This window comes from Modestobacter sp. SSW1-42 (genome assembly GCF_046635825.1).
Lineage (GTDB): Bacteria > Actinomycetota > Actinomycetes > Mycobacteriales > Geodermatophilaceae > Modestobacter.
In genome coordinates, this window is record NZ_JBISCA010000004.1 from 53,738 (window position 1) to 71,790 (window position 18,053).

The following is an 18,053-nucleotide window of genomic DNA, read 5'->3' on the forward strand; positions in this document are numbered from 1 at the left end:
TCAGTGACCAGGGCTGCCCGGCGGTCGTCACCCGTCCGGATGACGGCCGCCGGGCATCGTCGCAGGCGGGGCGGCGGATGAACGCGCCGTTACGCGAACGTGACGGTGGACTTGGTCCCGGAGACTTGACGGACCAGGGTTGTTAGCGCTCACACTGTGTCGGCTCGCACAGCGGCGAGCCTGCGGGCCCTTCGGGTCGCAGATGTCTCGAAGGAGAGATGTGGCAGTGAACAAGAAGCTCGGGCTGACCGCCCTGGGCGCAGCGATGGCGATCGGCCTGACGGCCTGCGGCGGCGAGGGTGCCGGCGCTGCCAGCGGCGAGGCGCCCGCTGCGACTGCGGCCCCCGAGGAGCTGACCATCGGCGTCTCGATGCCGACGCAGACCTCCGAGCGCTGGATCGCCGACGGCAACGCCGTCAAGTCCCAGCTCGAGGAGGCCGGCTACAAGGTCGAGCTCCAGTACGCCAACGACGACATCCCCACCCAGGGCCAGCAGATCGACCAGATGCTGACCCAGGGCGCCGACCTGCTCATCGTCGCCGCCATCGACGGCACCGCGCTGAGCAGCCAGCTGCAGGCCGCGGCCGACGCCAACGTCAAGGTCATCAGCTACGACCGGCTGATCCGCGAGACCGAGAACGTCGACTTCTACGTGAGCTTCGACAACTTCAAGGTCGGCGTCGCGCAGGGCACCGCGCTCCTCACCGGCCTCGGCGTCCTGAACGCCGACGGCTCCGCCGGCACCGCGACCGGGCCGTTCAACGTCGAGCTGTTCGCCGGCTCGCTGGACGACAACAACGCCGGGTTCTTCTTCGACGGCGCGATGTCGGTCCTGCAGCCCAAGATCGACGACGGCACCCTCGTGGTGAAGTCGGGCCAGACGAGCATCGAGCAGGCCGCCACCCTGCGCTGGGCCCAGGAGACGGCCCAGAAGCGCATGGAGGACCTCCTCACCGGCAGCTACGCCGACGGCACCAAGGTCGACGGCGTCCTGTCGCCCTACGACGGCATCTCGCGCGGCATCATCACCGCCCTGCAGGGCAACGGCTACACCACGCCCCTGCCGGTCGTGACCGGTCAGGACGCCGAGATCGCCTCGGTCAAGCTGATCAACGACGGTGTCCAGAGCTCGACGATCTTCAAGGACACCCGCGAGCTCGCCGCGCAGGCCGTCACGGCCGCCGAGGCCTTCCTCGAGGGCAACGAGCCGGAGGCCAACGACACCGAGACCTACAACAACGGTGTCAAGGTCGTCCCCTCCTACCTGCTCCCGGTGGAGACGGTCTACAAGGCCGACATCCAGTCCAAGCTGATCGACTCCGGCTACTGGACGGCCGACGAGGTCGCCAAGGGCCAGTCGGACTGACGTAGGCGCGCCACTCGACCGGGCCCGGCAGCACGTCTGCCGGGCCCGGTCGCACCACCTCCCCCGGCCTCCGGCCGGGGCCACCCGGGCTGCCGGGCAATCGTGCTTCCAGGGCCGGGTGTCAGTTCCCCGGCCCACCCATCGGAGAGGTTGAGGACTACGGAGTCCATGAGCGACAACATCCTGGAGATGCGCTCCATCACCAAGACCTTCCCCGGCGTCAAGGCGCTGAGCGAGGTCACGCTGCAGGTGCGGCGCGGTGAGGTCCACGCGATCTGTGGCGAGAACGGCGCCGGCAAGTCGACGCTGATGAAGGTGCTCTCCGGCGTCTACGGCGCGGGGACCTACGAGGGCGAGATCGTCTTCGACGGCGAGGTGCAGCGGTTCTCCGGCATCCGCGACAGCGAGGACAAGGGGATCGTGATCATCCACCAGGAGCTCGCGCTGGTCCCGTACCTGTCCATCGCGGAGAACATGTTCCTGGGCAACGAGCGCAAGGGCCGCGGCGGCCTCATCGACTGGAACAAGGCCAACGCCGACGCCGCCGCGCTGCTCGAGGAGGTCGGCCTGGCGGAGAACGCCGTGACCCCGGTCGGCTCCCTGGGCGTGGGCAAGCAGCAGTTGGTCGAGATCGCCAAGGCGCTGTCGAAGGACGTGAAGCTGCTCATCCTCGACGAGCCGACCGCTGCGCTCAACGACGACGACTCCGCGCACCTGCTGGACCTGCTCCGGCGGCTGCGCGACCGCGGCATCACCTCGATCATCATCTCGCACAAGCTCAACGAGATCGTGGCGATCGCGCAGAGCACCACGATCATCCGCGACGGCCGCACGGTGGAGACGCTGGACATGAGCGCCCCCGACGTGGACACCGACCGGATCATCCGCGGCATGGTCGGCCGCGACCTGGAGTCCTACTACCCCGATCGCGTGTCGCACCCCGGTGAGGAGGTGCTCCGGCTGGAGGGCTGGACGGTCCGGCACCCCAGCCAGGACCGCCTCGTCGTCGACCACGCCGACCTCAACGTCCGCGCCGGTGAGGTCATCGGCATCGCCGGGCTCATGGGCGCCGGCCGCACCGAGCTGGCGATGAGCGTCTTCGGCCGCTCTTACGGTCGGTACGAGTCCGGCAAGATCTTCGTGCACGGCCGCGAGGTCAAGGCGCGCAGCGTCTCCGAGGCCATCGACGCCGGCATCGCCTACGCCACCGAGGACCGCAAGAAGTACGGCCTCAACCTCATCGAGGACATCCGGCGCAACGTCTCGGCCGCCGGGCTGGCCAAGTTGGCCAAGGGCGGCTGGGTCAACGGCAACGAGGAGACCAAGGTCGCCGAGGACAGCCGGCGCGACATGAACATCAAGGCACCCAGCGTGTCCTCGATCGTCGGCAAGCTCTCCGGTGGCAACCAGCAGAAGGTCGTGCTGTCCAAGTGGCTGTTCACCGACCCTGACGTGCTGATCCTCGACGAGCCCACCCGCGGCATCGACGTCGGCGCCAAGTACGAGATCTACACGATCATCAACCAGCTGGTGGCGGCCGGGAAGGCCGTCATCATCATCTCGTCCGAGCTCCCCGAGCTGCTCGGCACGTGTGACCGCATCTACACGCTGTCGGCCGGCCGCATCACCGGCGAGCAGTCGGTGCACGAGGCCACCCAGGAGAGCCTCATGAAGCTGATGACCAAGGAGAGGGAGCTCGCAGCATGAGCACGTCCGTGGGTTCCACCCAGACCAACAACACCCCGCCCGAGGTCCCCGACGCCTCGGCCAAGGCGCTGAAGACCGGGACGAGCGACCTGCGCGACCTGCTCACCCGCAACCTGCGGCAGAGCGGCATCTACATCGCGTTCTTCGCGGTCGTCGTGCTGTTCGCGGTGCTCACCGGCGGGACGTCGCTGAGCCCGGGCAACATCACCAACATCATCCTGCAGTACTCCTACGTGCTGGTGCTGGCCATCGGCATGGTCATCGTGATCATCGCCGGCCACATCGACCTCTCGGTCGGCTCGGTCGTCGCCCTCTCGGGCGCGGTCTCGGCCGTCCTGGTGATCAAGAACGGTGCCCCCTGGTGGGTCGGCATCCTCGCCGCGCTGGCCGTCGGCATCGCGGTGGGCATGTGGCAGGGCTTCTGGGTCGCCTACGTCGGCATCCCCGCGTTCATCGTGACCCTCGCCGGCATGCTGATCTTCCGCGGCGCCACCCAGCAGGTCCTGAACAACACCTCGCTGTCGCCCTTCCCGGCGGAGTACCAGAAGGTGGCCAGCGGCTTCCTCAACGGCCTGCTCGGCGGCAACGGCTACGACGCGTTCACGCTGCTCATCGGTGCCCTCGCGGTCGCCGGCTACGCGGTGAGCGGCTTCCGCACCCGCGTCGCCCGGATCCGCTACAAGCAGCCGGTCGAGAGCTTCCCGCTCTTCGTCGCCCGGGTTGTGCTCGTCGCCGTCGTCGTCATGGCCTTCGCCTGGCAGCTGGCCCACGCCCGTGGCCTGCCGATCGTGCTGATCATCCTCGGCGTGCTGATCCTGGCCTACTCGACGATCACCAAGCGCTCGGTCTTCGGGCGCCAGGTCTACGCCATCGGCGGCAACCTGGCGGCGGCGACGCTGTCCGGCGTCAAGGTGAAGGTCGTCAACTTCTGGATCTTCGTCAACATGGGCTTCCTGGCCGCGGTCGCGGGGATCATCTTCTCCTCGCGCTCCAACGGTGCCCAGCCCGGCGCGGGCAACAGCTTCGAGCTCGACGCCATCGCGGCGGCCTTCATCGGTGGCGCTGCCGTCACCGGTGGTGTCGGCACCGTGGTCGGCGCGATGGTCGGTGGTCTGCTCGTCGGCGTCATGAGCAACGGCATGCAGCTCATGGGCGTCGAGCAGCAGATCCAGTCGGTCGTGAAGGGGCTCGTGCTGCTGCTGGCCGTGGCCTTCGACGTCTACAACAAGCGGCGCGCCGGCTCCTCCCGCTGAGGCAGTCAGCAGTTCCACCGGCGGGGGGCGGCACCGACGCCGCCCCCCACACCGGGGGCGGCAACGGTGCCGCCCCCTCGGAGGGAGAACCGTGCTGCCCGAGAGTGTGCCGCGCGCGCTGGGCCTGTCCGACGTCGCTGCGCGCGCCGGTGTCTCGCACCAGACGGTGTCGCGAGTGGTCAACGGCCACCCGAACGTCGCACCGTCGACCAGGGAGCGCGTGCAGCGAGCCATCGCCGAGCTGGGCTACCGGCCCAACGCGGCCGCCCGCGCCCTGGTCACCGGGTCCACCCGCACGCTCGGGCTGGTGACCTCGCACATCAACCAGTACGGCCCGGCGCAGACCCTGCTCGGCCTGGAGAAGGCCGCGCGGGCGGCCGGGTACTCGCTCAGCGTCGCCGTCCTCGACGAGGACAGCGAGGTGGCGATGCGCGAGGCGGTGGACCGGTTCGTGGCCCAGTCGGTCGACGCGGTCATCGCTCTGTCCACCTACGGCCAGGCGGTCGAGGCGCTGCGGCGCTTCGAGTCGCCGGTGCCGCTGATCGCGGTCCAGGTGGGCCGCGACGAGGCCCGGCCCACCGTCTGGGTCGACCAGGAGGTCGGCGCCGCGCTGGCGACCCGGCACCTGCTCGAGCTCGGGCACCGCACGGTCCACCACGTCACCGGGCCCACCGACTCCATGGAGGCCCGCGGCCGACTGGTGGGGTGGCGGTCGGAGCTGCTGGCCGCCGGCGCGCCCGTGCCGGAGGTGGTCTGCGGCGACTGGTGGCCGCAGTCCGGGCACGACGCCGGCCGTGAGCTGGTCGCCCGGATGCAGCACGGCGTGGGGCCGGAGGTCACCGCCGTGTTCGTGGCCAACGACCAGATGGCGCTGGGGCTGCTCAACGCCCTGCACGACGCGGGGCTGTCGGTGCCCGGCGACATCAGCGTGGTCGGCTTCGACGACGTCCCGGAGGCCGGGTACTTCACCCCGCCGCTGACCACCGTGCGCCAGGACTTCGCCGAGCTGGGCCGCCGCGGCGTGCAATTGGTGCTGGCCCGGCTGAGCGGTCAGGCCGCCGAGGCCGAGCCGGTCCTGCCGCGGCTGGTGGTCCGCAGCACGACGGGTCCGGTCCACCCGCGAGGGTGACCGGGGCGTTTGACGGGCCTCTTGTTAGCGCTAACAATCGACCACCGTGCCGCGCCCGCGGCCTCCCCGATCGCTGAGACAGCCCATCCACGATGGGCGGAAGGAGCGCCGCACATGGCAGGCGTCGACACGGTGGGGGACGCTGCGGCGGCGATCACCGCGGGCCGCACGGCCCTGGGCATCGAGCTCGGCTCGACCCGGATCAAGGCCGTCCTGATCGGGCCCGACCACGCCCCGCTGGCGGTGGGCAGCTCCGACTGGGAGAACCAGCTCGTCGACCGGGTGTGGACCTACTCGCTGGAGGCCGTCTGGGCCGGCGTGCAGGAGAGCGTCGCGGCCCTGGCCGCGGACGTGCAGCGCCGCCACGGGGTCGAGCTGACCGGCGTCGGCGCGCTCGGGGTCTCGGCGATGATGCACGGCTACCTGGCCCTCGACGCCGACGGTGAGCTGCTGACGCCGTTCCGCACCTGGCGCAACACCAACACCGGCCGGGCGACCGAGCGGCTGAGCGCCGAGTTCGGGGTCAACATCCCGCACCGGTGGAGCGTCGCGCACCTGTTCCAGGCCGTGCTCGACGGCGAGGAGCACGTCGGCCGGATCGACCACCTGACCACCCTCGCCGGCTACGTGCACTGGCAGCTCACCGGCGAGAAGGTGCTCGGCGTCGGCGACGCCAGCGGCATGTTCCCGATCGACCCCGCGACCGGCGCCTACGACGCCACGATGCTGGCCCGCTTCGACGAGCTGGCCGCCGAGGCGGGCGCCGAGCTGGGCCTGGCCGGGCTGCTCCCGGCCATCGCCGTCGCCGGCGAGCCGGCGGGCACGCTCACCGACGCCGGCGCGCGGCTGCTGGACCCCAGCGGCCGGCTGCGCCCGGGCGCGCTGCTGTGCCCGCCCGAGGGCGACGCCGGCACCGGCATGGTGGCCACGAACTCCGTGGCGCCCCGCACCGGCAACGTCTCCGCCGGCACGTCGATCTTCGCGATGGTCGTGCTCGAGGGCGGGCTCGGCGCCGTGCACCGCGAGCTGGACATGGTGACCACGCCCGCCGGCGACCCGGTGGCGATGGTGCACTGCAACAACGGCGCCAGCGAGCTCGACGCCTGGGCGGGGCTGTTCGGCCAGTTCGCCCGCGCGCTGGGCGCCGAGGCCGACTCCGCGACGGTGTTCCGCACCCTGTTCACCGCCGCGCTCGACGGGGCCGGCGACGGCGGCGGGATGCTCGCCTACAACTACCTCTCCGGCGAGCCGATCACCGAGCTCGAGGAGGGCCGCCCGCTGTTCCTCCGGTCCCCGGACAGCCCGCTGGACCTCGGTGCCTTCATGCGCACGCACCTGTACTCGTCGCTGGCCACGCTGCGCATCGGCATGGACGTGCTGCAGAAGGCCGAAGGCGTGCGGCTGGACCGGATGTTCGCCCACGGCGGCCTGTTCAAGACCGAGGGCGTGGCGCAGCGGTTCCTCGCGGCCGCGATCGACACCCCGGTCTCGGTCGGGGACGTCGCCGCCGAGGGCGGTGCCTGGGGCATCGCCGTCCTGGCCGCCTTCGCCGCCGCCGGGCGCACACCGGAGCAGGGCCTGGCCGACTACCTCGGCACGACGGTCTTCACCGGCGCGAGCCTGCAGACCGTCGAGCCCGACCCCGCCGACGTCGCGGGCTTCGACGCCTTCATGCAGCGGTACCTGGCCGGCTTCCCGGTCGAGCGGGCCGCCGTGGAGCACGTGGCCGTGGGCGCCCCGACCACCCCCGAGACCCAGGAGCAGCCGGCATGACCGCCCCCACCGAGAACGGCACGCACCAGGCGCAGCGCGAGCACGTCGCCCACCTGCACTCGTACCTGACCCGCTACGAGCTGGTCACCTGGACCTCGGGCAACGTGTCCGAGCGGGTGCCCGGCGAGGACCTGTTCGTCATCAAGGGCAGCGGCGTCGAGTACGACCAGCTGACCTGGGAGGGCATCACCGTCTGCGACCTCGACGGCAACGCCGTCGACGGCGTCCGGGCACCGTCGTCCGACACCGCCGCGCACGCCTACGTCTACCGGAACATGCCCGAGGTCAACGGCCAGGTGCACACGCACAGCACCTACGCCGCCGCCTGGGCGGCCCGGCACGAGGAGATCCCCTGCGTGCTGACGGCGATGGCCGACGAGTTCGGCGGGCCGGTCCCGGTGGGGCCGTTCGCGCTGATCGGCGACGACTCCATCGGCCAGGGCATCGTGGCGACGCTGCAGGGCCACCGCTCCCCGGCCGTGCTGATGAAGAACCACGGCGTCTTCACCATCGGGCCCTCGGCCAAGGCCGCGGTCAAGGCCGCCGTCATGACCGAGGACGTCGCCCGCACCGTGCACCTCTCCCGCCAGCTGGGGGAGCCCGTCCCGATCGCGCAGGCGGACATCGACTCCCTGTACGAGCGCTACCAGAACGTCTACGGACAGCGATGAAGGAGCACCGAGTGGCATTCGAAGGCCAGGAGATCTGGTTCCTCACCGGCAGCCAGGGGCTGTACGGCGAGGAGACCCTCCAGCAGGTGGCGGAGCAGTCCCAGCGGGTCGCCGAGACCCTCGACGGGGCCTCCGACGTCTCGGTCCGCATCGTCTGGAAGCCGGTGCTCACCGACTCCGGTGCGATCCGGTCGATGATGGGCGCGGCGAACGAGGACCCCCACTGCCTGGGCGTCATCACCTGGATGCACACCTTCTCCCCGGCGAAGATGTGGATCAGCGGGCTGGACGCGCTGCGCAAGCCGCTGCTGCACCTGCACACCCAGGCCGACGCGGCGCTGCCGTGGTCGACCATCGACATGGACTTCATGAACCTCAACCAGGCCGCCCACGGCGACCGGGAGTACGGGTTCATGCTCACCCGGCTGCGCACCCCGCGCACCACCGTCGCCGGCCACGCGGCCAGCCCGCGGGTGCAGGCCCGGGTCGGGTCCTGGGCCCGCGCCGCCGCCGGTGCCGCCGCCGCCCGCGGCCTCAAGCTGGCCCGGTTCGGCGACAACATGCGCAACGTCGCGGTGACCGAGGGCGACAAGGTCGAGGCCGAGATCCGCTTCGGCATGTCGGTCAACACCTGGGGCGTCAACGACCTCGTCGAGGTCGTCGACCGCGTGGGCGACTCCGCCGTCGACGCCGTGATCGCCGAGTACGGCGACCTCTACGACATGGACGACGACCTGCGTCCCGGCGGCGCGCGGCACGACAGCGTCCGCTACCAGGCGCGGATCGAGGTGGCGCTGCGCTCGTTCCTGACCGACGGCGGCTTCGGTGCTTTCACCACGAACTTCGAGGACCTCGGCGGGCTGCGCCAGCTGCCCGGCCTCGCCGTCCAGCGGCTGATGGCCGACGGCTACGGCTTCGGCGGTGAGGGCGACTGGAAGACCTCGGCGCTGCTGCGGGTGCTCAAGGTCGCCGCCCAGGGCCTGCCCGGTGGCACCTCCTTCATGGAGGACTACACCTACGACCTGGCCAGCGACACCCCGAAGATCCTCGGCGCCCACATGCTCGAGGTGTGCCCGTCGATCGCGGGGGAGCGCCCGCGCCTGGAGGTGCACCCGCTGGGCATCGGCGGCCGCGAGGACCCGGCCCGCCTGGTCTTCACCGCCGCGCCGGCCGAGGGCATCACCATCGGCTGGTCGGACCTGGGCGACCGGTTCCGCTGGGTGGCCAACGAGATCGACGTCGTCGAGCCCTCCGAGCCGCTGCCGAACCTGCCGGTGGCCCGGGCCGTCTGGGAGCCCCGGCCGGACTTCGAGACCGCCACCGAGGGCTGGCTGACCGCCGGCGGGCCGCACCACACGGTGCTGTCCACCCAGCTGGGTGCCGAGGAGCTCACCGACCTGGCCGAGGTCTTCCAGACCGAGCTGGTCGTCATCGACGCCGACACCACCCGGCGCTCGCTCGCCAAGGAGCTGCGCTGGAGCGCGGCCTACCACCGGCTGGCCGCGCGTCTCTGAACCCCGGTCACCCGCGGCGGCACCCCCCGAGTCGCCGCGGGTGACCGGACCCCACCTCGAGGCCCCGACCAGGACCCCCTGGCCGGGGCGTCGTCGTCTGCGGGGGCCATGTCCGCGACCAGGGCCCCGGGACGGTCAGCGGGCGGTCAGCACCACGGGCAGGTCGGCCAGGCCGCGGATGACGAACTCGGGACGGCGCACGGCCGGGGCGCCCAGCTCGAGGGACGACGTCCGGCCCAGCAGCGCGCCGAAGGAGGCCTGCAGCTCGACCCGGGCCAGCGGTGCCCCGATGCAGAAGTGCACCCCGGCGCCGAAGGTGATGTGCGGGTTGTCGGTGCGGCCGACGTCGAGGGTGTCCGGGTCGGTGAACACCTGCGGGTCCCGGTTGCCCGCGCCCAGCAGCGCGGCGATCTTCTGCCCGCGCTCCACGGTGATGCCGCCGATCGCGACGTCCTCGGTCGCGGTGCGCTCGAACAGCTGCAGCGGCGAGTCGTAGCGCATCAGCTCCTCGATCGCCGTGGGCAGCAGCGCCGGGTCCTCGCGGAGCCGCTGCAGCTGGTCGGGGTTCTCCAGCAGCGCGAGCAGCCCGTTGCCGCTGACGTTCACCGTCGCCTCGTGGCCGGCGTTGAGCAGCAGGATGCAGGTCGTGACCAGCTCGTCCTCGGTCAGCTTGTCGCCGTCGGAGTCGCGCACGGTGACCAGGTGGCTGAGCAGGTCCTCGCCCGGGGCGGTGCGCCGCTCGGCGGCCAGCCCGCGCAGGTAGGCCACGAACTCCGCGGCCGCGCGTTCGGCGTCGTCCTCGGTCTCCGTCGTCCGGCCGTACTCGTACATCTTCACGATCGCGTTGGACCACGGCCGCAGCAGCGGCCGGTCGGCGGCCGGGACACCGAGCAGCTCGGCGATCACCGCGACGGGCAGCTCCTCGGCCATCCCGGACAGGACGTCGACCGGCGTCTGCCCGGCCGACCGCTCCACCAGCCCGTCGACGAGGGAGTCGGCCAGCTCCTGCACCCACGGCCGCAGCCGCTCCACGTGCCCCCGGGCGAAGGCGGCGCTGATCAGCCGCCGCAGCCGGGTGTGCGTGGGCGGCTCCATCTCCAGGATGGCGTTGCGGTGGATCAGGTTGAAGCTCTCGAACCGCTGCGCCGGTTCCTTGTCCGACCAGATGCGCCCCAGCCGCCGGTCCCGCAGCACGGCGTTGGACTCGGCGTGGGTGAACGCCAGCCAGAGGCCCATCTCCTCCGACCACTGCACCGGCGCCTGCGCGCGGGCGGCGGCGAAGGCGGGGTAGGGGTCGGCCACGACGGCCGGGTCGGCGAGGTCCAGCGGCGGGGGCACGAGCGTCACCTCCGGAGGGTACGAGCCGCGCGCCGCATAACCTGGGGCGCATGGCCCGCACTGCTACCCGCCGTCCCGCCGCTGCGCCCGCGGCCGAGGGTGAGATCAACCCCAAGGCGCCCTGCCCCTGCGGCTCCGGCCGCCGCTACAAGCACTGCCACGGCTCGGGCTACGCCCAGCCGGTGCTGCGCCCGTTCGAGGGCCTGCCCGGCGAGCCCGACTGGGTGGCGATGCGCGAGCTGGTCCCGGCGGCCACGGCGACGCTGACCACCACCGAGGGCCGCGCGGTCACCCTGGCCAGCGTGCTGCCCGGCGCCGTCCCGGCGCTCGTCCGCGCCGGCGGCGAGATCCTGCTCGGCGTCCAGCTCCCCACCTCCTCCGACGACGTCAGCCGCGACCTCGGGACGGCGCTGGCCGCCGCCCTGCAGGCCCCCGCCGGCGCCCCGGTCGACCCGGGCCCGATCGGCGGCGCGGGCTCGGCCGGCCCCCGGCTGCAGGAGCTGCTCGACCTCTCCGCGCCCTTCGAGGTCACCGTGCACGACGACTTCGGCTTCTGGCTGGAGGGCGCCGAGCTCGACGCCGCCACCCGGGCCGGGCTCGAGCAGGCCAACGAGATGGTCATGCCGACCGTCCGGCTCGCCGGCCTGGAGGCCGCCTACTGGTGCCGCCCGAGCACCGACCGCGCGCACGTGCGGTGGGCCCGCCCCGAGCCGGAGGAGGCGCTGCTCGACGCGCTGGCCCGGCTCTCCGCGGCCGAGCAGCTCACCCTGGGCGAGGGCACCCGGTACGCCGGCGCCTTCCGCGCGCTGGGCCTCGTCGTCCCGGTGTGGGACGTCCCGGCCGAGGCGCCGGGCGCCGACTGGGCCGGTCCGTCGTCCGAGCTGGACGCCCGGCTGGCCGACGCGCTGGCCGTGACCGACCCCCTGACCAGCGACGAGCGCCGCGCCCGCGCAGGACTGCTCTCCCGCCAGGTCACCCTGCGCTGACCCCAGACGGTGATCAGGTCCCCTGATCACCGTCTGTCCCCCTGCACCAGCGTTGGTGCAGGGGGACAGATTTCGATCAGGGGACCTGATCCAACCCGCGGGAACCCGGGACCGACGGCGGACGACTGTCCGGGCGTGCGGCGGCGGTCCGGTCACCGGCCTACCGTGGTGGCGGCACGCAGGACTGAGGAGGACGACGGTGGGCGAGCACGACATGGGCGGCATGGACGGCATGGGCGGGATGCACATGCACGTCCCGGAGCTGCCGCCCACCCTGGGCCGTGTCCTGGCCCTGGACCTGGGCGCCGCCTCGCCGGTCGCCTGGCTCGCCGTCCTGATGGCCCTCGGCTACGGGGTGGGGCTGCTGCGCCTGCGGCAGCGGGGCGTGCACTGGTCGGCGCTGCGCACCGTGACCTGGATGCTCGGCTGCGCGAGCCTGTTCTTCGTCACCGCCAGCGGCCTGCAGACCTACGGCATGGCGCTGTTCAGCCTGCACATGGTCCAGCACATGGTGCTGACGATGATCACGCCGCTGCTGCTGCTCATGGGCGCCCCGGTCACGCTGGCGCTGCGCGCGCTCCCGGCCGACCAGGGCCCGGCGGGCATGCCCCGGCGGTTGCTGCTGACCGGGCTGCACAGCCGGCTCGGGCAGGCGGTCTCCTCACCGCTGTTCACCGTGCCGCTGTTCATCGCCAGCCTCTACGGCGTCTACTTCACCCCGCTGTTCGACGACCTGATGTCGACCACGCCCGGCCACACGTTCATGCTGCTGCACTTCCTGGCCACCGGGATGCTGTTCTTCGGCCCGATCCTGGCGATCGACCCGTGGCCGCGCCGGTCCGGGCACGGCGGCCGGATGCTCGAGCTGCTGCTGCCCGCGCCGTTCCACGCCTTCTTCGGCGTCATCGTGATGATGAGCAACACCGAGTTGCTCACCAGCTTCGCCGCCCCGCCGGCGTCCTGGGGCATCGACCCGCTGTTCGACCAGGGTGCGGCCGGTGGCATCGCGTGGTCGTTCGGTGAGTTCCCGACGGTGCTGGTGCTCGCGGTGGTGTTCTTCCAGTGGGCCAGGTCCGAGGAGCGGTCGAACAAGGCCGCCGACCGCGCCCGCGACCGGGCCATCGCCCGCGGCGAGAGCGGCGACGACCCGGCCCTGGTCGCCTACAACGAGCGCCTGCGCCGGCTGGCCGCCCAGAACGGCTGACGCACCCCCGAGGGCGGGAGTGGCCACTTCCGCCCTCCCCGGGACACTCAGGACGGACGGCGGCTGCGCGGGTGGTCGGCGGCCTGCAGGGCCTCGACCAGGTCGGCGCGGGCGCGGGCCACGCGGGAGCGGATGGTGCCGATCGGGCAGCCGACCACCTCGGCCGCCTCGGCGTAGGGCAGCCCGATCAGCTGGGTGAGCACGAAGGCCTCGCGCCGCTCGGGGTCGAGCCGGTCGAGGGCGTCCTGCGCCGCGACCGTGCCGCCGACCTCGTCGACGGGGACGTCCCGTTCGAGCGCGGCCAGGTCGGTGTCGTCGGAGACCAGCACCAGCCCGCGGCGCTTGCGGCTGCGCAGGTGGTCGGCGCAGACCCGGCGGGCGATCGACAGCAGCCAGGTGCGCAGCGACGAGCGGCCCTCGAAGCGGGCCAGCGCCGGCAGCGCCCGCAGGTAGGTCTCCTGGGTGAGGTCCTCGGCCACCTGGCGGTCGGCGAGGTGGACGCACAGCCGCCACACGTCGGCCTGCGTCTCCCGGATCAGCGCCGCCTGCGCGGCCGGGTCGCCCTGGGCAGCACGGGCCGCCAGGTCCTCCAGCTGCCCCACCCACGGCCTCCCGGGAACTCATCGCCTGTCGTGGGCGACTATGCCAGCGTGCACTGTGCTCCCTTTCGAGAGGCCGTCTCGGCCGGCCTGGACGGCGAGCCCCTCGGCATGCCCCAGGAACGGCTCGACGAGCACCTCGCCGGCTGCCTGACCTGCCGGAACTGGGCCGACGCCGCCGCCGAGGTGACCCGTCGTGCCCGGCTGGCCCCGGCCGCCGCCGTGCCCGACGTCACGGCCGCGGTGCTCGCCCGGCTGCCCGAGGGCGGCCGGGCGGTGGGCCGGCGGGGACGCGTGACCGGCCTCGCTCTCCGGGCGGCCCTGCTGGTCGTCGGCGTCGCGCAGCTCGCCGTCGGGTGGCCGGCGCTGACCGGCGCCATGGACGCCGCGGGCTCGGTGCACCTGGCGCACGAGACCGGCGCGTGGAACCTCGGGCTGGCCGTGTGCTTCCTCGGCGTCGCCGCGCTGCCCCGGTTGGCCCCCGGGTCGCTGCCGTTCCTGCTGTCCTTCACCGCGCTGCTCAGCTGGGTGACGCTGCACGACCTGGGTGCGGGGCACGTGCACGGTTCCCGGGCCACCGGGCACCTGCTGCTGCTCGCCGGCGCGGTGCTGGTGAGCCTGCTGGCGTTCCGGGGCCGCGCCGCCCGCACCGGTCCGCGGCCGACCGGGACGGCGTGGCCGGCGCGCCGGCGCCATGCGCCCGGCGGCGCCGCGCCCGCCCCGGTGAGCCGGACCGGGCCGTGGCCGGGCGACGCGGTCGCCTCCGTCGGCCCGGGCCAGGCTGCTGCGGCCGCCGGCGACGGTCACGCGGTCGCCGCCGGTGGGGAGCAGCAGGCGGCCTGACCCGCGACGGGTCAGGCCGGCAGGGGGTCCCGCAGCACCGGGCAGGACATGCAGCGCGGTCCGCCGCGGCCGCTGCCCAGCTCCGACCCGGCGATGGCCAGCACCTCGATCCCGGCGGCCTCGAGTGCGGCGTTGGTGACCGTGTTGCGCTCGTAGGCCACCGCCAGCCGGGGCGCCAGCGCGAGGGTGTTGTTGCCGTCGTCCCACTGCTCGCGCTCGGCGGTCACCGGGTCCAGGCCGGTGTCGATCACCCGCAGTCGGTCGATGCCCATGGCCGCGGCGGCCGCGACCAGGAACGGCTGCGGCCCGGTGACCGACAGCTCGGTGGTGTCGGCGTCGTCGGGCGGCTCGTCGCCGGCGGTCACCGTCCAGGCCTGGAGGGAGTCGGCGACGGCGGGGTACATGACCAGCGCATCGGCGTCGACCATCGTGGCGATGGTGTCCAGGTGCATGGTGGCCCGCTCCTGGGCGATCGGGACGACCAGCACCGTGGACGCCAGCCCGCGGGCGAACACCCGCCGGGCCAGCCGCTCGGCGCCACCGGCGGTCGTCCGCTCGCCCACGCCCACGGCCAGCACGCCCGGCGCCAGCAGCAGGACGTCGCCGCCCTCCAGGTGCTCCAGGTGCGGACCGTAGAGCTGCTCGACCCCGGCGAACCGCGGGTGGTGGGTGTACAGCGCCGCGGTGAGCGCGCTCTCCCGGTCGCGGGCCGGCATCGCCAGCGACGTGACGGCGACCTGCCCGCCCACCCAGACCGAGGAGTCGCGGGTGAACATCAGGTTGGGCAGCGGCGGGACGACGAACTCGCCCCGGCCCATCAGCTGGTAGGCCAGCCCGCGGCCGCCGCGCAGCTCGTCGTGGGCCACCCCCACGATCAGCGCCCGCGCGAGGTCCTCGGGGGCCAGGCCGGCCAGGTGTGCGGTGGTGGCGTGCCGCAGCGTGGCGCCCAGCCGCGGGTCGTCGACGGCGGCGGCGATCACCTCGTCCCGGGCCGGGGGCAGCGCCATGACCTCGGCCAGCAGCCGGTCCAGGTGCAGCACCTCGACCCCGCGCTCGGTCAGCGCGGCGGCGAACGCGTCGTGCTCCTCCTGGGCGCGGTCGACCCACGGGACCCCGTCGAAGAGCAGCTGGTCGTTGTTGCGCGGGGTCAGCCGGCGCAGCTCGTCGCCGGGGCGGTGCAGCAGCACGGTGCGCAGCCGGCCCACCTCGCTGCGGACGCCCACGGGAGCGGAGGTCGGGCTCGCGGCGGTCATGCCGTCGAGCCTCGCCGATCCCGATCGCCGGGGCCAGCCCGGCTCACCCGCCGGTGCCGGCGGGTGGGCCCGAGGGCCCACCCGCCCGCGGGGCGTCAGCGGGTGGTGACCCGCAGGACGAACCGGCCGCCGTCGTCGGTGGTCGAGGCGCTGAACCCGAGCGCGCCCAGCGCGGCGTACTCCTGGGCCTGGGCGGCGTCGTCGCCGCCCTGCGCGACGACCTCGTCGATCAGCTCCCCCAGGTCGACGAACCCGATGGCCCCGGCGTCGTCGGGGTCGGCGACGGCCGCCCGGAACGCCTCGGTGTCCCCGAGCCCGCCGTCCGCGGCGAGCGCGTCGGCGAGCGCCGGGTCGCTGGCCAGGACGTAGCCGTCGTCGAGCGGGGAGACGGCGACCGGCAGCTCGGCGTCCCCGGCCACGCGGTCGATCACCTCGGTGGCCCGCTGCGGGTCGTCGGTGCGGACCCGGGCGCCGAACTGCGGCGCCGCGAGGTCGCCGGTGACGGCCACCGCGAGGTCGGTGCCCAGGACGGCGCCCAGGTCGGCGGGCAGGTCGAGACCGAGCGCCTCGATCTGCTCCTCGAACTCCGGCGGGATGCCCGACTCCTGCAGGGTGGCCCAGGACGTCGTGAGCGCCTCGCCGAGACCGCTGACCGACAGCGCGGCCACCGTGTCCGCGGGCAGGTCGGCGGCCAGGCCGGTGGGCTCGGTGGCCGCCGTGGAGGTGGTGGGCGCGGTGCCGCGGGTCAGGCCGGTGACCTCGAGCGCGTCGTCCTCGGCGTGCACACCGAGCACCACCCGCCCGCTGAGCGCCTGGTCGCCGAGGCCGGCCCCGGCCTCGGCCAGCGGGACGACGTCCTGCAGCCCGGCGAGGTCGGCCCAGGCGACCGCGACCTGGTCGCCGTCGAGGGCGTCGACGTCCTCGGTGTACCCGGCGTCCTCGGCCAGCGTGCTGCCCCCGGCGGCCAGCCGGTCGACCAGCGCCTGGTCCTCGCCGAGCAGCACGAAGTCGTCGCGCACCGCGAAGGCGAAGGAGTCCGCCGGCACCGCCTCGAGGCGCTCGGTCATCGCGGCCTCGTCGGTCACCGCCAGGACGACGACGCCGGCCACCCCGGCCTCCGAGCCGGGGTCGGGGACCGCGGCCACGGCCATCCGGTTGCCCAGCCACGGCTCGACGTCCTGCTCGTAGGTCAGGCCCCACTCGTTGTCGGCCAGCAGCGGGGTGACCAGCGTGCTGCGGAGGTCGTCGTCGTCCTCGCCGGAGGTCAGGGACGGGAAGCGGTCCAGCAGCGAGGACACCGCCATCTTCTGGCCGGCGGCCGGGTCGAGGTCGAGCTTCACGACCGCGAGGGTGTCGGCCGGGAGCACCTCCTCGGGCTGGTTGCCGCCACCGGAGACGTACGTCGCGACGGCGTAGCCGGTCCCGCCGAGCACCAGGACGCCCGCGGTGGCGCCGGCCACCAGCAGGCCGCGCCGCAGGCCGCGCCCGCCGGCTCCGGGCTCGGCGGGGGCGGCCGGGAGCCCGTCGTGGATCTCGTCGGCGCCCGACCAGCCGGCGCCGGGGGGAGGGGTGGGTCCGGCCGCGGGCGGCTGGGTCACGAGGGGTCTCCAGGTCGTCAGGGCATCGGCCCCGGCTGCGGTCAGCCGGTGGTCCACCCGAGGCCGTGACCTGCGGTGTCGATGCCGGTGGCGTGGTTCTAGCACGCGCGGGACCGGATGTGGCCGTGATCGGCCGCAGGACCAGCAGGTCGGGGGACGGGGACGACGGTGGGGGCGCCCGGGCGTGGTCCACTACCGCGGTGAGCCCGACGTCGTCCCGCCGCCCCGACACCCCGGCCGGCCCGCCGCGCTGGCTGCTGGTCATGCTCGCCGCCGGCATCTCGCTCCTGGTGGCGGTCGTGTTCCTGCTCGTGCTGCAGGCCGTGGGGGTCGAGGCGATCAGCGCGCTCGGCTTCGTCCTGGTGGTGGTCGTCGCCGCGTTCGTGGGCGGCTGGCTCACCCGGCAGCTGGCGCCCCGGCTGCCCGCGGTGCGGCGCCCCCCGCGGAGCTGACCGCGCTCAGGACCCCGCGGGCCGGGGGAGCAGCTGCGACAGGCCGGCACGGTCGATCGCCGGGCGCAGCCGCTCCGGTACCTGCAGCAGCTCCAGCCGGGAGCCGGTGCGGGCGGGCTTGCGGGCCAGGTGCACCAGCAGCTCCAGCCCCGCGACGTCCAGGGCGGTCACCGCGGACAGGTCGGCCCGGGCCGGCCAGGACGCCGGCGGTACGAGCAGCCGGAACCGGCGCACGGTCTCGCGGTCGATCCGGCCGGTGAACGCCAGCAGCGGGCCGGCGTCGTCCTCGGTCCAGCGGACCTCGCCGGCAGCCGGTCCGTCGGCAGGGTCGGCGCCGGAGGACATGGTCCTGCCATACCCCTGCTGA

General features: G+C 73.6%; 16 protein-coding genes. 11 read left to right on the plus strand and 5 right to left on the minus strand.

Annotated elements, in window-relative coordinates; genetic code table 11:
• The first annotated feature begins 226 nt into the window (after positions 1-226).
• From chvE to araA, 7 genes are all read left to right on the plus strand, one after another.
• Entirely contained in the window at positions 227-1,366 is a 1,140-nt protein-coding gene (chvE, locus tag ACGBYP_RS14595) for a multiple monosaccharide ABC transporter substrate-binding protein (RefSeq protein ID WP_411585301.1), read from the plus strand.
• A 168-nt stretch (positions 1,367-1,534) separates the two neighbouring features.
• Complete coding sequence (gene mmsA, locus ACGBYP_RS14600) at positions 1,535-3,073, plus strand: multiple monosaccharide ABC transporter ATP-binding protein (RefSeq protein WP_411585302.1); 1,539 nt, start codon at positions 1,535-1,537, stop codon at positions 3,071-3,073.
• A complete protein-coding gene (gene mmsB, locus ACGBYP_RS14605; protein ID WP_411585304.1) occupies positions 3,070-4,326 on the plus strand; it encodes a multiple monosaccharide ABC transporter permease in 1,257 nt (418 codons plus the stop codon). The genes mmsA and mmsB overlap by 4 nt, the downstream gene beginning before the upstream one ends.
• A 91-nt stretch (positions 4,327-4,417) precedes the next feature.
• A complete protein-coding gene (locus ACGBYP_RS14610; RefSeq protein ID WP_411585306.1) occupies positions 4,418-5,455 on the plus strand; it encodes a LacI family DNA-binding transcriptional regulator in 1,038 nt (345 codons plus the stop codon).
• A gap of 114 nt (positions 5,456-5,569) precedes the next feature.
• A complete protein-coding gene (locus ACGBYP_RS14615) occupies positions 5,570-7,228 on the plus strand; it encodes a xylulokinase (protein WP_411585308.1) in 1,659 nt (552 codons plus the stop codon).
• A complete protein-coding gene (locus ACGBYP_RS14620) occupies positions 7,225-7,899 on the plus strand; it encodes an L-ribulose-5-phosphate 4-epimerase (protein ID WP_411585310.1) in 675 nt (224 codons plus the stop codon). The genes ACGBYP_RS14615 and ACGBYP_RS14620 overlap by 4 nt, the downstream gene beginning before the upstream one ends.
• An 11-nt stretch (positions 7,900-7,910) precedes the next feature.
• Positions 7,911-9,413, plus strand: coding sequence for an L-arabinose isomerase (gene araA, locus ACGBYP_RS14625; RefSeq protein WP_411585311.1), 1,503 nt, complete (start codon positions 7,911-7,913; stop codon positions 9,411-9,413).
• A 135-nt stretch (positions 9,414-9,548) separates the two neighbouring features.
• Here the strand turns inward: araA and ACGBYP_RS14630 are convergent, their stop codons facing one another.
• Complete coding sequence (locus ACGBYP_RS14630) at positions 9,549-10,760, minus strand: cytochrome P450 (protein WP_411585312.1); 1,212 nt, start codon at positions 10,758-10,760, stop codon at positions 9,549-9,551.
• 41 nt (positions 10,761-10,801) lie between these two features.
• Here ACGBYP_RS14630 and ACGBYP_RS14635 point away from each other — a divergent pair, with 41 nt between their 5' ends.
• Together ACGBYP_RS14635 and ACGBYP_RS14640 are read left to right on the plus strand one after the other, a co-directional pair.
• Positions 10,802-11,737 (plus strand): DUF5926 family protein, encoded by a 936-nt coding sequence (locus tag ACGBYP_RS14635; protein WP_411585313.1) that lies wholly within the window; start codon positions 10,802-10,804, stop codon positions 11,735-11,737.
• Between the two features lie 199 nt (positions 11,738-11,936).
• A complete protein-coding gene (locus ACGBYP_RS14640) occupies positions 11,937-12,941 on the plus strand; it encodes a cytochrome c oxidase assembly protein (RefSeq protein WP_411585314.1) in 1,005 nt (334 codons plus the stop codon).
• Positions 12,942-12,988: 47 nt separating this feature from the next.
• Here the strand turns inward: ACGBYP_RS14640 and ACGBYP_RS14645 are convergent, their stop codons facing one another.
• On the minus strand, positions 12,989-13,543 hold the full coding sequence (locus tag ACGBYP_RS14645; RefSeq protein ID WP_411585315.1) for a sigma-70 family RNA polymerase sigma factor: 555 nt from the start codon (positions 13,541-13,543) through the stop codon (positions 12,989-12,991).
• 48 nt (positions 13,544-13,591) lie between these two features.
• Here ACGBYP_RS14645 and ACGBYP_RS14650 point away from each other — a divergent pair, with 48 nt between their 5' ends.
• A complete protein-coding gene (locus ACGBYP_RS14650; RefSeq protein ID WP_411585316.1) occupies positions 13,592-14,383 on the plus strand; it encodes a zf-HC2 domain-containing protein in 792 nt (263 codons plus the stop codon).
• Between the two features lie 11 nt (positions 14,384-14,394).
• On the opposite strand, the gene ACGBYP_RS14655 is transcribed toward ACGBYP_RS14650, so the two are convergent.
• Entirely contained in the window at positions 14,395-15,636 is a 1,242-nt protein-coding gene (locus ACGBYP_RS14655; protein ID WP_411585317.1) for an arginine deiminase, read from the minus strand.
• Positions 15,637-15,731: 95 nt separating this feature from the next.
• Positions 15,732-17,234 (minus strand): DUF3352 domain-containing protein, encoded by a 1,503-nt coding sequence (locus tag ACGBYP_RS14660; protein WP_411585318.1) that lies wholly within the window; start codon positions 17,232-17,234, stop codon positions 15,732-15,734.
• Between the two features lie 200 nt (positions 17,235-17,434).
• Here ACGBYP_RS14660 and ACGBYP_RS14665 point away from each other — a divergent pair, with 200 nt between their 5' ends.
• Positions 17,435-17,686 (plus strand): hypothetical protein, encoded by a 252-nt coding sequence (locus ACGBYP_RS14665; RefSeq protein ID WP_411585319.1) that lies wholly within the window; start codon positions 17,435-17,437, stop codon positions 17,684-17,686.
• Positions 17,687-17,692: 6 nt separating this feature from the next.
• On the opposite strand, the gene ACGBYP_RS14670 is transcribed toward ACGBYP_RS14665, so the two are convergent.
• Complete coding sequence (locus ACGBYP_RS14670; RefSeq protein WP_411585321.1) at positions 17,693-18,031, minus strand: lipid asymmetry maintenance protein MlaB; 339 nt, start codon at positions 18,029-18,031, stop codon at positions 17,693-17,695.
• Positions 18,032-18,053 lie beyond the last annotated feature (22 nt).